Source organism: Alteromonas sp. ABM1_013 (genome assembly GCF_056160505.1).
The window spans coordinates 241,799-257,183 of the sequence record NZ_JBSWXH010000001.1; the positions used below are offsets into that span (position 1 = coordinate 241,799).

Annotated in this window: 14 protein-coding genes; 8 read left to right on the top strand and 6 right to left on the bottom strand. The window is 44.8% G+C overall.

Annotated elements, in window-relative coordinates:
• The first annotated feature begins 38 nt into the window (after positions 1 to 38).
• Positions 39 to 1,118, top strand: a complete 1,080-nt coding sequence (locus ACXAGK_RS01085) for a helix-turn-helix domain-containing protein (protein WP_474853522.1) — start codon at positions 39 to 41, stop codon at positions 1,116 to 1,118.
• Between the two features lie 28 nt (positions 1,119 to 1,146).
• Here the strand turns inward: ACXAGK_RS01085 and mutH are convergent, their stop codons facing one another.
• On the bottom strand, positions 1,147 to 1,824 hold the full coding sequence (mutH, locus tag ACXAGK_RS01090; protein ID WP_474853524.1) for a DNA mismatch repair endonuclease MutH: 678 nt from the start codon (positions 1,822 to 1,824) through the stop codon (positions 1,147 to 1,149).
• 113 nt (positions 1,825 to 1,937) lie between these two features.
• On the opposite strand from mutH, the gene rppH reads away from it, so the two are divergent.
• From rppH to ACXAGK_RS01125, 7 genes are all read left to right on the top strand, one after another.
• Positions 1,938 to 2,480 carry an RNA pyrophosphohydrolase gene (gene rppH, locus ACXAGK_RS01095; RefSeq protein ID WP_474808848.1) on the top strand — a complete coding sequence of 181 codons (543 nt, stop codon included), beginning with the start codon at positions 1,938 to 1,940 and terminating at the stop codon, positions 2,478 to 2,480.
• 133 nt (positions 2,481 to 2,613) lie between these two features.
• A complete protein-coding gene (gene ptsP, locus ACXAGK_RS01100; protein WP_474854455.1) occupies positions 2,614 to 4,905 on the top strand; it encodes a phosphoenolpyruvate--protein phosphotransferase in 2,292 nt (763 codons plus the stop codon).
• Positions 4,906 to 4,908: 3 nt separating this feature from the next.
• Positions 4,909 to 5,715 carry a sulfite exporter TauE/SafE family protein gene (locus tag ACXAGK_RS01105; RefSeq protein ID WP_474853526.1) on the top strand — a complete coding sequence of 269 codons (807 nt, stop codon included), beginning with the start codon at positions 4,909 to 4,911 and terminating at the stop codon, positions 5,713 to 5,715.
• A 4-nt stretch (positions 5,716 to 5,719) separates the two neighbouring features.
• Positions 5,720 to 6,532 (top strand): prolipoprotein diacylglyceryl transferase, encoded by an 813-nt coding sequence (gene lgt / locus ACXAGK_RS01110; protein WP_474853528.1) that lies wholly within the window; start codon positions 5,720 to 5,722, stop codon positions 6,530 to 6,532.
• Positions 6,533 to 6,540: 8 nt separating this feature from the next.
• Positions 6,541 to 7,374 carry a thymidylate synthase gene (locus tag ACXAGK_RS01115; protein ID WP_474808842.1) on the top strand — a complete coding sequence of 278 codons (834 nt, stop codon included), beginning with the start codon at positions 6,541 to 6,543 and terminating at the stop codon, positions 7,372 to 7,374.
• A 9-nt stretch (positions 7,375 to 7,383) separates the two neighbouring features.
• On the top strand, positions 7,384 to 8,454 hold the full coding sequence (locus ACXAGK_RS01120) for a response regulator (protein WP_474853530.1): 1,071 nt from the start codon (positions 7,384 to 7,386) through the stop codon (positions 8,452 to 8,454).
• A complete protein-coding gene (locus ACXAGK_RS01125; protein ID WP_474853532.1) occupies positions 8,451 to 9,425 on the top strand; it encodes a GGDEF domain-containing protein in 975 nt (324 codons plus the stop codon). Before ACXAGK_RS01120 ends, ACXAGK_RS01125 begins: the two co-directional genes overlap by 4 nt.
• A gap of 11 nt (positions 9,426 to 9,436) precedes the next feature.
• Here the strand turns inward: ACXAGK_RS01125 and ACXAGK_RS01130 are convergent, their stop codons facing one another.
• The 5 genes from ACXAGK_RS01130 to rluA all read right to left on the bottom strand — a co-directional run bounded on the left by ACXAGK_RS01130 (position 9,437) and on the right by rluA (position 15,383).
• Complete coding sequence (locus tag ACXAGK_RS01130) at positions 9,437 to 11,614, bottom strand: response regulator (RefSeq protein ID WP_474853534.1); 2,178 nt, start codon at positions 11,612 to 11,614, stop codon at positions 9,437 to 9,439.
• A gap of 105 nt (positions 11,615 to 11,719) precedes the next feature.
• A complete protein-coding gene (locus tag ACXAGK_RS01135) occupies positions 11,720 to 13,066 on the bottom strand; it encodes an AmpG family muropeptide MFS transporter (RefSeq protein WP_474853535.1) in 1,347 nt (448 codons plus the stop codon).
• 100 nt (positions 13,067 to 13,166) lie between these two features.
• Complete coding sequence (locus ACXAGK_RS01140) at positions 13,167 to 13,490, bottom strand: hypothetical protein (protein WP_474827940.1); 324 nt, start codon at positions 13,488 to 13,490, stop codon at positions 13,167 to 13,169.
• Between the two features lie 143 nt (positions 13,491 to 13,633).
• On the bottom strand, positions 13,634 to 14,521 hold the full coding sequence (locus ACXAGK_RS01145; protein ID WP_474853537.1) for a DUF3530 family protein: 888 nt from the start codon (positions 14,519 to 14,521) through the stop codon (positions 13,634 to 13,636).
• A 145-nt stretch (positions 14,522 to 14,666) separates the two neighbouring features.
• Positions 14,667 to 15,383, bottom strand: a complete 717-nt coding sequence (gene rluA / locus ACXAGK_RS01150) for a bifunctional tRNA pseudouridine(32) synthase/23S rRNA pseudouridine(746) synthase RluA (RefSeq protein WP_474853539.1) — start codon at positions 15,381 to 15,383, stop codon at positions 14,667 to 14,669.
• Positions 15,384 to 15,385 lie beyond the last annotated feature (2 nt).

Genomic DNA, 15,385 nt, shown 5'->3' on the forward strand with positions numbered 1-15,385 from the left:
TGCGTTAGCAAATTTTATCTCAGGGAGGGAGGACGCTGATGACTTCAAGCTACTATGATTATTTTCTTTATTCGCTACTAGGCGTTTATATTTTCTGTTTTGCGCGTCTGTTCGTTCAAAAAGTAAACTTAACCAGCATGCGCTGGCTAATTGGTGCCTTTATCTGCTGGCCACTATTTATGCTAGATGAATGGCTGCGAATAGCACAAGCGAGTTCATTAGCTATCTTGTATGGTTTATCAGATGTATTTGCCGTCATCGCGATTACTTGTTGTTATCGTGCCATAAAGCCCATGTTATTGGCTTATCCTACGGCAAGAAAGCGGCTATGGTGGCCTGCCGTGGTAACGGCAATTTTTCAATGTACCGTTTTACTTATTCCAGTGGGTGACAAACAACAATGGCTTTCATCGTCGCCGAGCGGCGAGCCTTTATTGCTATGGCCAGCCTATTGTGCCTCGCTACTTACAGGCTTTAGTGTATTGCTCATTGGTATTCTTATAACCGAACACATTCAAATGTACCACCGACATTTACCTGAGCAGGCGGTGGACATTAAAAACTTAAAAATGCCTAAGCTTGCCGGAGTAATGGGAAGCTTGGTCGGTGTTGCCTTTATGAGTATTTTACTTGTTACCGCCGCAACCTTTGGTTTTTTCCCCGTACCTTTTTGGGAAAGCTTTCATCACTTAATGATTGGCTGTGCACTGTTAGTGGTATTGTTTTCATTAACCTTTATTCGCCGAACAGCGCCGTCGCCATTGAACTACGAGCGACTGGACGAAAGCAAAGCCACACCGTATGAAATAAGCAGTATTATTTCTAAAGCAGAACGCTATACCATTGAGTCAAAAGCCTATAAAACCCGTTTCCTTACGCTAAGTGAGTTTTGCAAAGGGGCTGATATCGACCCTACATCTTTGGCTATTGCGCTTCAGCTTACTGAAAAGAAAAATTTTAGGCGGTTTATATTTCACTACCGCCTGGAGTATGCGAAAAAAGTGCTGCTCCACAGCGATGCCAAATTAGAAGCTGTGGCAAAACGTCTTGGTGTTAATTCAGAAAAGTTTTTAAGCGAATACCTTGTTAAACATTTGAATGCTGATCCTACAAAGTGAAAAACATTTTCTTTTCGTACAGCTTACTTCAAACACCAAATGCATTGCGCAGTATTTGGTGGGTAAAGGTTTTGCGCAAGTAAAAGCCTCTAGGGCGAGTCTTAATACGCTGGCCCTCTGGTCCTAATGCGTCGGTAAGTACCTTACCATTGGCTGCTTTGGGGCGAATATGAAGTGCCTCGCCTTGTCGAGAGGTAATCGATTCCACCTGTCCCGTGGCAATTTGTTCTACCAATTCTTCCCAATCGTGTCTAAGCGTTACGTCTTCATCCTCATTTGGACGCCAATAAAACCCAGTCGCCACACGCCTGTGTGCTAATGGAATAGCTCTGTCACCTTCAATGGGTAGCCACAACACCTGCTGTAGCTTGTTTCGCACATTGGATGTTTCCCACGTGATACCCGGCGCCATCAAAAGCGGCGCAAAACAAACATACGTGGTTTCTAGTGGGGAGAAATTAGCATCGATGGGTATGGTTTTAAGCTCTATACCTAACTCGGGGAAGTCCTGTTGAGGCTTTGAACCTGCACTGGCGCCAAGCCATTTTTCAATAAGCATGCCCGGCCACCCTTTGTGGCGCTGTAAATTGGCAGGGATGGCAACATTGGCCATGTCAGCTAACTCTCCTAAGGTTAAACCTGCAATAGCGTGACACCGCGCTAAAAGACTATCTGGCGAAGATGGAGGCGATGAAGGAGGCTGCATAAAAAGTGGTTAATTTCCTGTTTGAAAGCGAAGGCGAACATTAAGACTATGATTGGAGCATAGTTTGTGGAAGAATGAAAACATATACAAGTATAGTGTGCCCGGGAGTCTATGTGATAGATGCCGATGGATTCCGTGCGAATGTGGGCATAGTGATTTGCAACAAAATGGGTCAAGTATTTTGGGCAAGACGTTATGGTCAACATTCATGGCAGTTCCCTCAAGGCGGAATTGATGAAGGGGAATCTGCTGAACAAGCTATGTACCGCGAGCTTCACGAAGAAGTAGGGCTGACACCGAAAGATGTCACCATTTTAAGTGTTACCCGTAACTGGCTTAGATATAAGCTACCAAAGCGATTAATTCGACAAGGCAGCAACCCTGTTTGTATAGGGCAAAAACAAAAGTGGTTCTTGTTGCAGCTAGATTGCAACGAGCGCGACGTTAATGTGCTTAAAACAGGCCATCCTGAATTTGACGACTGGAGGTGGGTAAGTTACTGGTATCCCATTAGAAATGTTGTATCGTTTAAGCGAGATGTATACAGACGAGTAATGAAAGAGTTCTCGCCTGTAGTAATATCTGCGCAACATCGACCTCAACAGCGCCAAAATGTAGCCCCGCATAAGCGTGGTAAAAAACGCAGGCGCGGTTAAGCCGCTAATGGAAAAAGTGTAAAGGGGCAGAGATGTTAAAGGTGTCAGAGGCAGCGATGTGCAACAGTAAGCGACGAGCAAACTGCAATTACACAAGGATAAACCGGTGAGCCCTCAGAGCCAACAAGGCGCAATGTTAACTACATTAAAACGTATCGTGCAGGAAATGAATCAAATTCCTGCACTCGATACCGCGTTGTTTAGGCTAGCTTCACGTGTAAAGCATACGCTTAGTGTTGACTCATGTTCTATTTACCTTGCCGATTACGACACCCAAGAATTCATCCTTAAAGCTACTGACGGTCTTCACCCCGATGCGGTAGAACAAGTTCGTATTGGTTTTTCGGAAGGTCTTATCGGTTTAGTTGGTCAACGGGAAGAACCGCTCAATATCGTAAACGCGCACAATCACCCTAGATTCAAACACTACCCTGAAGTAAAAGAAGAAAAGTATAATGCTTTTTTAGGTACGCCCATTATCAATCAAAGGCGTGTACTGGGTGTTATCACACTTCAGCAGTCTCAGATGCGACGCTTTAGCGAAGATGAAGAGGCGTTTTTAGTTACCCTTGCCGCACAGTTAGCGCTAGAGATCACCAACGCTGATATACGTGGCGCATTGACACTCTCTAACTCCACCGACAACATTGCTCGACAAAAAAATGTGCGTGGTATCGCTGGCTCGCCTGGCTTAGCTATTGGTAAAGGGGTGTCCCCCGATAAGTCTATCAACCTCAAAAACTGGGTGGTTAAGCGCACCCAATCACCACAAGAGCAAATTCAGCTTTACCGCAAAGGTGTTGAGGTAACACGAGGCCATGTTGACGCCCTGTCTCAGCGATTGGATGACGGAATCCCCGATGACGTTAAATCAATTTTCCAGCTCTATCATCACCTTTTAGATGCCAACAGTCTTGGGCGCGAAGTAGAAGAAAAGATTCGCCAAGGTTGGGACGCTGCTTCGTCGTTGAAGATGGTAGTCGAAAGCTACGCAGCTCGTTTTCAGGCTATGGACGACCCTTACATGCAAGAGCGTGCTATTGATATTGTCGATTTATCCGACCGTATATTAGCCAATATTTTGTATGAAGCGAACGGACAAAAAGTTTCTGAGCAGGTTATTACTGAGGCAAGTATTTTAGTCGCTGATGAAGTGTCAGCCCCCATGCTTGCTGAGTTTCCGCGAGATAAGCTCAAAGGGATTATCTCTATTCGGGGCTCGAACAACTCTCACGCAGCCATATTAGCAAGGGCTATGGGCGTGCCTGCCGTAATGGGCTGTCAAAACGTTACACCAGCGCTACTTGAAGACAAAGAAATTCTGCTTGATGGCTACTCCGGGGAAGTCATTATTTCGCCAGAGCGCAACATTAAGACCGAATTTATTCAGCTTATTGAAGAAGAGTCGGCCATTGCGGATAAAATCGACGCAGAGGCGGATAAACCGTGTGAAAGCGTTGATGGTTGCAGAATGTCCTTATACATCAACGCGGGCCTTTCTGCTGAAGTAGAACTTAACGCCGAACAGATTGGGGCAGGCGTGGGTTTATACCGCACCGAAATTCCCTTTATGCTTCGCGAGCGATTCCCTTCGGAACAAGAGCAGGTTCAGCTGTATCGCCAAGTCCTTGAGGCTGCGCCGTCGTTACCCATCACCATGCGTACTTTGGATGTGGGAGGCGATAAGCCGCTACCCTATTTTCCTATTAACGAAGAGAACCCGTTTTTAGGATGGCGTGGCATTCGACTTACACTCGACCATCCCGAAATATTCTTGGTTCAAGTTCGCGCTATGCTTCGGGCAAGCGTAGGGCTAAGCAACCTGCAAATTATGCTGCCCATGATATCTACGGTATCTGAAGTGCAGGAGTCTAAGCGCCTTATCAATCAGGCGTTTTATGAGATATCTGACGAAATTGCAGAATCAGGGCAAACCCTGAATAAACCAAAATTAGGCATTATGCTCGAAGTACCATCGGTACTTTATCAATTGCCCCAGCTGGCCAAGCATGTTGATTTCTTTTCAGTTGGCAGCAATGACTTAACCCAATACCTACTGGCAGTCGATAGAAACAATACGCGGGTGGCGGGGCTTTACAATAGCTATCATCCAGCCGTACTAGGCGCGCTTTACGATGTGGTTCAAAAAGCTAACCAAAATCAAGTGCCTGTGACTATCTGCGGAGAAATCGCGGGAGAGCCCGCGGGGGCGTTGCTGCTAATGGGAATGGGTTACCGCCGTTTGAGCATGAACGGCTTTAACCTTAGAAAGATAAACTGGCTTATTCGAAAAGTAACGCTTGATGAGTGTAAGCAGTTACTTTCACTAGCGCTAACTTCTGTTAGCCAAGAAGAAGTTTTTGTGCACTTGAATCAGTATCTTGAAACTAAGGGCCTGGGAGGCCTTATCCGGGCAGGTGCTTAAATAATGGATCCACTCGTTGTAATTGTTGCCAGCTGTCTGATCTTAGGCTCTATTGTCGGTATTCTTGCAGGTATGTTGGGTATCGGTGGCGGCTTAATTATTGTACCCGCGCTGTCGTACCTAATGATTCATTTTCTGGGCATGACCACCGAAACGGTTATGCCTGTCGCTATCGCAACTTCTTTATCTACCATTATTTTCACGGGTATGTCGTCGGCTTTAGCACATTATAAACTGGGTAATATTCAGCGTCATATTGTGCTTTATACGGGATTAGGGATCGCGTTTGGTGCAATTGCCGGTGCGCAGGTGGCAAGTCATATCTCGGGCGAAGTGCTTAAAGATGTGTTCGCCGTACTGGTTATATTGATAGCGCTGCAAATGATTTTTGGCAAACAAAAAGCGTCTGAGAACGAAGCCTCTAAAGGTTCACTGGCTGCTGTTGGCGGTGGAGCAGGCATGCTAAGTGCGCTTATGGGTATTGGCGGTGGCGCATTACTTGTACCCGCTTTAGTGTGGTTTCGTGTTAATGTACGCGCGGCTATAGGTTGCGCCGCTTTTTGCGGGCTTGTTATTGCCGTTTTTGGTACCACCAGTTTTATTATTGCTGGGTGGGGTGAGATAGATGTACCAGAATACAGTATGGGTTATGTTTATCTGCCTGCTACAGCTGGTATTGTTGCAACCTCCATGTTTACCGCAAACATAGGTGCGAAGCTTGGGCAGCGCGTTAATACACGTGTGTTAAAAGCGATGTTGGCATGTTTACTTGTTTTAGTAAGCATTAGAATGATTTTAGGAATTGAATAAAATAATGGAACAGAGCAGTTATCTGGTATTTCCCAGTATCGACCCCGTTATCTTCAGTGTCGGTCCATTAAGTGTCCGCTGGTACGGCTTAATGTATTTGGTAGGTTTTATTGCAGCGTATCTGTTAGCACAAAAGCGTCTATCACAAACTAACTGGAGCAGAGAACAGTTAAGCGACCTGCTTTTCTGGAGTTTCGTGGGCGTGATTTTGGGTGGTCGCATTGGCTATGTGTTTTTCTACCAGTTTGGCATGTTCTTAGACGACCCTCTGTATCTATTTAAAATTTGGGCTGGCGGAATGTCTTTCCACGGCGGCTTGTTAGGGGTATTAGCAGCCCTGTTTTGGCGCGCAAAGTGTATGAATACGACCTTCCTACGTTTAGGAGATTTCGTTGCGCCACTTGTGCCCATTGGCTTGGGGGCTGGTCGAATTGGCAATTTTCTAAACGCAGAACTATGGGGGCGCACCACTGACGTACCTTGGGCTGTCATTTTCCCTAACGCAGGCTATGTGCCTCGCCACCCTTCACAGCTTTACGAGTTTGCTTTAGAGGGCGTGCTGCTCTTTATTATCCTATGGCTTTATTCTGCCAAGAAGCGCCCTGTAGGGGCGGTGAGTGGCTTATTCTTGCTCGGTTACGGTAGCTTTAGGTTTATCGTTGAGTACTTCAGAGAGCCTGATGCTCATATTGGCTTATACCAAATGGGCCTAAGCCAGGGGCAACTTCTTTGTTTACCTATGATAGCTTTAGGAATAGGATTAATAGTCCGTGCTTATATGCGCGGAAAAGACCGTGTTGAACAACAAAAAATATAAGAATAACGATGAAAGAATATCTCGCATTAATGCGCCATGTACGTGATACGGGTGTGAAAAAGGAAGATCGAACTGGTACAGGTACATTAAGTGTATTCGGCTATCAGATGCGTTTTAATTTACAGGAAGGTTTCCCTTTGGTGACAACAAAGAAGTGTCACCTAAAATCAATCATTCACGAACTACTTTGGTTCTTAAAAGGCGAAACAAATATTGCCTATTTAAAAGAACATGGCGTAAAAATTTGGGATGAATGGGCTACCGATGAAGGCGAGCTTGGCCCTGTATATGGCCATCAATGGCGTAGTTGGGATCGCGGTGACGGTACCTCGGTTGACCAAATTGCCGAAGTGGTAGAGCAAATTAAAAATAACCCTGATTCACGTCGTCTGATCGTTAGCGGCTGGAACCCTGCGGTCTTGCCTGATACTAGCTATTCACCCAAAGAAAATGCGGCAATGGGCAAGCAGGCGCTACCTCCCTGCCATACGCTTTTTCAATTCTACGTTTTAGAAGGCAAGCTAAGCTGCCAGCTTTACCAACGTAGCGGTGATATCTTCCTTGGCGTTCCGTTTAACATTGCAAGCTATGCACTGCTTACCATGATGATTGCACAAGTGTGTGATTTAGAGCCGGGGGATTTTATCCATACGCTAGGTGATGCGCACTTGTATTCAAATCATCTTGAACAGGTAGAACTGCAGCTTAGTCGCGAACCTTTTGCCCGTCCAACGATGGAAATTAACCCAGATATTAAAGATATCTTTGGTTTTTCATACGATGACTTCACGCTAAAGAATTACCAGTCACACCCACATATCAAAGCCCCTGTCGCTATTTAAGGAGTTACCATGAGTACTCCAATATTGATTTGCGATGACTCGGGCTTCGCAAGGCGGCAAATGGCGCGCAGTTTACCCGACGGGTGGGATGTAGATGTCTCGTTTGCCGAGAATGGTGAACAAGCCCTAGCTCTTATCAAAGAAGGTAAGGGCGACGTGGTCTTTCTCGATTTAAACATGCCGATAATGGATGGCTACCAAACTATGGAAGCCATTCGTCAACAGGACTTGCCGTGCTTAGTGGTGGTAGTGTCTGGTGATGTTCAGGCGCAAGCGCGGGAAAAAATGCTCGCCCTGGGTGCTTTAGATTTCATTCGAAAGCCAATTGATAATGATAAGCTTAGTCATATCTTATCTTCCTACGGCATTTATAGCGGTGAGAGCCATTCATCAGGGGCTAACTTACAAAAGGCCCAGGGGCAAAGTGAGTCAAGTGCGCCTAAAGCCAAGGGCCCAGCGAGTAATGAAGAGCAGTTAGACGCATGCCGTGAAATGGTCAATATTGCCATGGGGCGCGCAGGAGAAAATCTAGCCCAGCTGCTAGGTGAGTTTATTGACCTACCCATACCTAATGTTAACTTAATTGAAAGCAACGAATTGTCTATGGCGATTGCCGAGATTAATCGTAATGACAGCGTTTCTGCGGTTTCAAAAGGGTTTATTAGCGAAGGTATAAGTGGTGAAGCCCTGGTTATCTTTAACGATACGAATACGCAAAATATTGTTGAATTGTTGAAATACCCTTCGTCGGCATCGTCAGATAAACTTGCCCTAGAAGCCCTAATGGACGTGTCGAATATTCTAATCGGTGCTTGTTTAAATGGTTTGTCAGAACAACTCAATGTTGCTTTCAGTCATACGCATCCTATCTTACTCGGGCAGCACCAAGGTTTATCAACGCTTTTAAGCGATAACGTACAGCGCTGGGGAAAATTAATGGCCATTGAAATTGGCTATGCGATAAAGTCGAGAGATATTTCCTTCGACCTTCTATTGCTGTTCCCCGGTGATGCTATGAGTCACATTTATGCGCGGCTGTTCGATGATGGTTTTATAATACAAGACAAGGAAAGTCTATGAATGCTTCAACTGGTACACTCGCTGCAGAAACCCTCGTTAGTTCATCTCACGTACCTGCAGAATTACTCGACTCAATTGAAGTAGGGATTGCGGTAATTGATCGCAACTTCAACGTGCAGGTCTGGAATAAATTTCTTGAGGATCATAGCGCTAAGAAAGCGAACGCTATGGTTGGAACTAGCTTGTTTACACACTTCCCAGAAATAGAAGAGAAGTGGCTCAGAACCAAAGTTGACCCTGTATTTAATTTAAAAAGTCCGGTGTTTATCATTTGGGAGCAGCGCCCTTACTTATTAAAGTTCGATTGTAATCGTCCGGTTACTTGCGCCGCTGAGTTTATGTACCAAAACGTGACCATCTTCCCTATTGTAGATAAAAGTGGACGTGTAGAGCGGTTCTGTATGCTGGTTTACGATGTGACCGAGCAGGCCCTAGGCAAACTGGGAATGCAGCATCTTAACGAAGAGTTGAAAACTGCAAGCCGAGTCGATGGGCTTACAGGGTTATTTAACCGCCGCTATTGGCAAGAACGCTTTGATGAAATGCACAAGTTATGCGTTCGACGAGGAAAGCCCAGTACCGCACTCATGCTAGATATCGATCATTTCAAGCGGGTTAATGATACCTACGGGCACCAAGCTGGCGACAAAGTCATAAAAATGCTTGCTGCCCTGATTAAACGTTGTGTGCGGGAAACCGATCTGGCGGGGCGTTATGGCGGTGAGGAGTTTGCAATTATCCTTAACGATTCAACGGTAGACGATGCGAAAGCGGTGGCCGAGCGTATTCGACAATTTGCACAGCGTTTGGTGGTTGAGCATGAGGGCGAATCGATAAGCTTCACTGTAAGCCTTGGGCTTGCCCAGTTTTCTCCCGACTTTAAGGAGTCGATGGCATGGCTTGAGTGTGCCGACCAAGCGCTTTATCAGGCGAAAGAAAACGGTCGAAATCAGTACCGTATCTATACTTAGAAAAACACCATCTATAAAAGTGCAAGACGTAAGGTATTTTTGAGTTCCTGGAAGGTAACAGGCTTCACAAGGTGATATCGAATACCCGCCTGCAGTGAAGCTTCTTTATCGTTTCTGTGGGCATTAGCGGTAAGTGCAATTATAGAGAGGTTAGGGTGCCCTTCTTTCATTATTTTTGCTACTTCCAAGCCGTTAATATCTGGCAATTGAATGTCGAGCAACACGCAGTCAAAGTCGGTTTCGTTAACTCGGCTAATTGCATCGTCGCCGGTATAACTCACCGTCACATTGTGACCCATACTTTGTAGCATATACTCCACCATCTCGGCGTTAATCGGCTCATCTTCAACAACTAATATGTTGGCCTTGGCTACATCTTTTATGACTTTTGCATTATTTGCCGTTAGTTGATGAATGGCGTCTACAAACCGATTTCGGTCGATAGGTTTAACAAAGCTCTGATATATGGGTAGCTCACTTTTGGCGATAATATTGGCGATATCCGGTGTTGCAGACAATACGATGACCGGCGGCACTCGTTCTCCATAGATTGCGCGCAGTGTTTTTACCAGTTCAAGTCCATTCATCCCTGGCATATATAAGTCGGCAATGATGCCCGAGAATTGAAGCAGTTCTTCGTGGAGGTTCAAAAGGTTGGCGCCAGACGAGAATGTGCGAACGCTAAAGCCTTCTTTCGTGACAATAGACTGTAGATGAAGCCTTGAGATTTCTAAATCGTCGACAACCGCGAATTTGGCATTTGAAGGGGTAGATGACACCGATGGTGAATCTTCTACTGGCTTAATAGGCAGTGATATTTTAAATTCAGATCCGACGCCAACGGTACTGTTGACTTGAAGTGCACCGCCAAGTCTATCAATACTGCGTTTGGCAACCGATAGCCCAATCCCCGCCCCTGGGTAGCGCTGACTTTGCGAATGCTCTCCTCTATAAAAGCGCTCAAACATGCGTTTTTGCGTACTATCATCAATGCCAATGCCGGTGTCGTTAATAATGATTACTAGAAAAACTTTTTTGTTTTTAACTAGCGTTGTAACGGTCACGTCAATTAAACCCGTTGAAGTAAATTTCACGGCATTATCGAGAATATTCACTATGACTTTGGAAAGGGCCATAGCATCGGTTTCAGCATAACTTGGCACGCTATGACTGCAGTGCATGTTAAATTCGAGCTTTTTGTCTTTAATCCTTACCGAAAAAGGGGATATGCATTCGTCTAACAAGCTGATCAAGTCTACCTTTGAAAGTTGAAGGTCATCCTCTATGTGATTATTGAGTATATCAGTAAGGTTGTTGGTTAAATTTAGCAGTCGATAACTGGATTGCTCTGCTTGTTGAATTAACCGAGTACGCTGATCTTCCAAATTAGGAATAAGCTCTAAGGCACTAATTATGGCGCTAATCGGGGCCCTAAACTCATGGCTGATAAGCTGTAAAAACTCTTTGTTCTGTAGATCTTGATCATTATCAGCAATAGCAAGCCGTACCTTTGACTTGTTGAGTTTTCGCAGAGATTTCTTGGGTGAGCTTTTACTAATAATCCACGCACCAAGATACCAAAGAACCAGAACAACTGCGCCAAATAAAGTGGTTATCAACATCTTTTGCCGCAGTACCTGTACACGGAGTAACGCCGCATTTTCTTCCGCTTGTAAGGTGCTTAGAAGAGGAAGAAGGCTAAAGCCATCATCAATATAAGGCTTCATTTCAGTAGGGGCGAGCGCCATAAACGTATAAAGCAATATTCGCGTTGTTTTGGCGCTTTCTTCGGCTGTGGCTCTATTTAAACCTTTATATGCCTTTGTAAACTCTTCTTTAGAAACGGGCGCAGGAGCGTCGCTGACCCTCCATCTGTCTTGTAAATATCGATGTAACCCCTGGTACGTTACCTGTAACTGATGGGCTAGAGCGGTATGATTGCCATTATCGCTTTGAGTTTGTCTGTTGAATTGGTGAATTCGATGTTCAGCGGTAATTATACTCGTTTCTAAATCACTCTTTTGCTTAAGGTTAGTAATGAAAGACTGCTGTTTAGTGTTCAATACAAGCAAGATTGAGATAATAATGGCCGCGAAAAACATAGCCGTGGCGTTTACTTTTGAAAAGGTAAAAGCGGAAAATGCCAATGATGACTTGCGTTGCGGTGGATAAGCCTTGTTTGCGCTCAAATTTCTTCCTTGCAAGAGTTTGTATTAACTACCTTCTTTAAATGTAGGCAACTAATACAAAGTTGCAAGGCCACTAAATGTAGACAGCAACAGGGTGTAAGGAATTTATGGCGCTTCGACGCGCTTTATGTGATCTCTTATGGAATATAAAAAGCAAAGGCTTGGGACCACCATGACAGCGGTCAAAATGAAAAACAAACTCCAGTTTCCATTAAGACTATCAACAACTAGACCACTGCTAGAAGCAACCAATGTTCGTCCTGCAACACTTAGTGAGGCCATAAGTGCATATTGAGTTGCGCTAAAAGCGCGGTTACATAAAAGCGATATAAAGGCGACCATGGCAACGGTGCTCCATGCTCCGGTAAAACCGTCGACGACTACAGTGATGGCTAACAGTGAAGTTGAAGGCCCAGTTTGCGCGATAAGAGCAAACAGAAGGTTTGAAGCCGCCATGGCAACCCCTGCAATCATCAGTCCTCGGTAAATACCATAGCGAATATTGACTAATCCACCGAGCAGAGAAAAGACAATCGTCACCCACCAGTTAAGCAGCTTTGAGTAAGTGGCGATATCGCTATTTGAAAAACCCACTTCTTTATAGAAGACGATGCTCATACGACCTAAAAACGCTTCTCCAATTTTAAAAAGAAAAATAAACAGTAAGAATGAAGCAGCCAGCTTAATGCCATTGCGGTTAAAGAACTCCGAAAATGGTGTTATGAGTGTTGTTCTTATCCAGTTAATTGCTGCAGAGCTGTTTGCGTCTACATCCGTTACTTGCTCAAGCAAAGCTTCCCTATTAACAGCTGGTTCATTAGCAAACCAGGTAGCTATTGCCAAAGAGGCCATGATAGCGCCAAGTAATAAGTAAATATCTGGCCAAGTCCAGGAAGTGAGGTCTGCTAAGAAAAAGGGGATAGCGCCAAGGCCACCGTAGCCCGTCCACCATCCAGCTGTTGCTACTGATGATGCAGTAGACATACCATCTTTGTCTTCTTTTTCAATGCAATCAATACGAAAGCCATCAATAGCAATATCTTGGGTGGCAGAAGCAATGGCAATGAGTAAACCAATTAGGGCTACGTAGAATAGGTCTTGGTTTGCGGTAAGTTGGGACATGGCCAGACACAGGAAAACAACAGCGCTTTGCATCAAAAAGATCCAACCTCGTCTTTGTCCTAGCATTGGCGGCTTAAGCTTATCGACAAGGGGCGACCATAGAAAATTAAATGAGTAGGTGGCGAAGATAATACCGAACAAACCAATCGCCGAACGCGATAACCCTTCATCCTTTAACCATGCCGATAATACTGAACCAATCATGATCCAAGGGAAGCCACTGGAAACGCCAAAAAGAAAAATGGTTAAGAAGCGTTTGTCATTGAACGTTTTTAATGCAGTTAGCAATACTTCGGCCTTCGGCGTTGACTCAAAAGTGTATTGAGCCATGAACCATTGTGTTTAGCAATAAAACTGTGGGGGCATGATGAACTTTTAAGCGATACGTTTTAACCCAAGGGGGGAGTATACCGTTGTAAGTGAGCGGAAATTAGGGGCGGATCCCGACGCAATCCAGAGGGCAGTGCCCTAAACCTTCCAAAAAGTTAACACAGTTTGTTAACTCATCAACAAGAAACTGGTCTTTTGTTAGTTTATCTTCATTCCAGTAATGCACTTGATGAAGCAAATGCCAAAAAACACGCTCTTTTTGCGTATATGGCTGGGTTAACGTGCATTCAATTTGCCCCCATTCTTCCATACTATCCCAAAAGAATAGCTCGATCTCCTCGATAGGAAGCTCTCCCTGCCAAAATGCTCGCAAATAGAAACACAGCTGTTTCGCTTTGTTATCTACAAAATCTTGAACATTCACAAGCCACTCAACCGTCGTTGTTTGCTAAAAAATAGTATAGCCCATAACATGACTACCATTGACTTCAACATCCCATTATTCGTATGAATAAAGGTAGGTAACTGTTTTGGATACTGATTTAGCCTAATCCTAAGATAGAGGAATTACCAGCCTAGATGCCTGGTCCAGCCTATGATGCTATTTGCAACTATATGAATATTCGGGGTTTTGTTGATTTCTTTTATACTAAAGGTTAAAGAATTATTTGGCAGGTGGACTTGCCTATAGTGCAATTTCAGTTCGTTTTTTGCACGAACCTTTCTTTTCATTGCGGTGCTTGCTTCCCAGTCATTAAAGTTTATTAAAGACAAGTCAAGAATGGGAAAGCTGGCTTTCGCGATAGTATCAATCACTAAGTTATTTGTTTTTTCTTGTGGCCAGAATGGCGATATAGCGACAAATGAGTCTGGTTGTAAACCAGGCTGCATTTCTACTGCAGACAAGTAGGCCGTTGCAAGCATTCCTTGCGCAATGACCATGCGGTATCCCGTTCTATCTTGCAAATAATTATCTAAAGCACTGAGTTGCAGCGTTAGTGCTGTCGTTGTTGATTCAAAGTCAAGGTACTGAGTCAGTTGATCACTTCTCGGGTGGATGATTGATTCACTACCCATCGATGGGGATGCGCTTTCTGCTTGGGCTTCACTGGTTTGTTCTTCAGTAGTTAGAACCGATGGTGAGCTTGTCGACAAATTAAATGGGCTGATAATTACGTTCCACCCTTTCTCAGCAAGCATACTCGCTAGGCTGTTACCTTCTGCAAGGGTCAAGCTAGATGGAAAGGGTTCAGTGAGTATCACGGCAACACCCAAAGGGAGCGGAGTTCGTGCCTCAACCATAATAACAGGGGCTTTCTCTTCGCCCACCATTAACGCGTCCACTTCTCCGGGCAAATAGGCATTACTTACATCTGTGAAAAAATCACAATGCGCCGTTACAGGCAGCAGCGATACGATAACTGCAAATGTTATAAGAAGAGCGTGCCTTTTCATAAAAAACGGTTTGCCTTTACCTATTTTTGATTTGCGCGGTTACGGCAGCATCAAATCAATTCATACACCAAGTATTCTAAGAAGGTTATCGGCAGAACCTTATAAAACTGAAATGAAGTCCATAGATAAAATAAAGAACCGCTAACTACTCAATACTTTCAGAAAGGGCTTTGGGTTGGTACTGGCTAAAAGGTATAGGAATGTGAAAATGCTGCCAGTGCCCGAATGTAGGGTGGGAAAAGCTTAAGCTTTCTGCATGTAGCTGCAAGCGAGAGGCCATAGATAACGCTTCTTCATGGGCATAAAGTCTGTCCCCTAAAATAGGGTGGCCTAAAGCAAGCATATGCACGCGCAGTTGGTGAGAGCGACCTGTGATGGGATAAAGGGCAACTAAAGAATAGGGCAATCCATTTTCATCATGGGTACGCTCGACAACGTCAAATTGCGTCACTGCTTTCTTACCGCGCTCGAAATCTACCATTTGCTTCGGCCTGTTCGGCCAGTCGCAAATAAGGGGTAAATTAACCTCTCCACTGTCTTGTGCTACATGACCATGTACTCGGGCAAAATACCGCTTTTTAGTTTGTCGGAGCTCAAATTGCTTTGATATATGGCGATGACTCTCTTTATTCAGTGCCAGCACTAAGATACCCGATGTCGCCATATCTAGCCGATGAACTACCGTCGCGGTAGGGTATACACAATTAACACGGCTAATGAGCGAGTCTCGGTGCTCTAAGGCCTTTCCTGGCACGCTTAACAGTCCGCTAGGCTTGTGCGCTACCACCATATCCTCATCTTGATACAGGATATCAAGATAAGGCGTCATAGGTGGGTTATAAACAAAACTCGGGTTTGCCATTA

Bases quoted from the DNA above. Each gene is read 5' to 3' on its own strand.
- ACXAGK_RS01085 (WP_474853522.1), top strand. From the start codon at position 39: ATGACTTCAAGCTACTATGATTATTTTCTTTATTCGCTACTAGGCGTT.
- mutH (WP_474853524.1), bottom strand. From the start codon at position 1,824: ATGCAGCCTCCTTCATCGCCTCCATCTTCGCCAGATAGTCTTTTAGCG.
- ptsP (WP_474854455.1), top strand. From the start codon at position 2,614: ATGTTAACTACATTAAAACGTATCGTGCAGGAAATGAATCAAATTCCT.
- ACXAGK_RS01105 (WP_474853526.1), top strand. From the start codon at position 4,909: ATGGATCCACTCGTTGTAATTGTTGCCAGCTGTCTGATCTTAGGCTCT.
- lgt (WP_474853528.1), top strand. From the start codon at position 5,720: ATGGAACAGAGCAGTTATCTGGTATTTCCCAGTATCGACCCCGTTATC.
- ACXAGK_RS01115 (WP_474808842.1), top strand. From the start codon at position 6,541: ATGAAAGAATATCTCGCATTAATGCGCCATGTACGTGATACGGGTGTG.
- ACXAGK_RS01120 (WP_474853530.1), top strand. From the start codon at position 7,384: ATGAGTACTCCAATATTGATTTGCGATGACTCGGGCTTCGCAAGGCGG.
- ACXAGK_RS01125 (WP_474853532.1), top strand. From the start codon at position 8,451: ATGAATGCTTCAACTGGTACACTCGCTGCAGAAACCCTCGTTAGTTCA.
- ACXAGK_RS01135 (WP_474853535.1), bottom strand. From the start codon at position 13,066: ATGGCTCAATACACTTTTGAGTCAACGCCGAAGGCCGAAGTATTGCTA.
- ACXAGK_RS01145 (WP_474853537.1), bottom strand. From the start codon at position 14,521: ATGAAAAGGCACGCTCTTCTTATAACATTTGCAGTTATCGTATCGCTG.
- rluA (WP_474853539.1), bottom strand. From the start codon at position 15,383: ATGGCAAACCCGAGTTTTGTTTATAACCCACCTATGACGCCTTATCTT.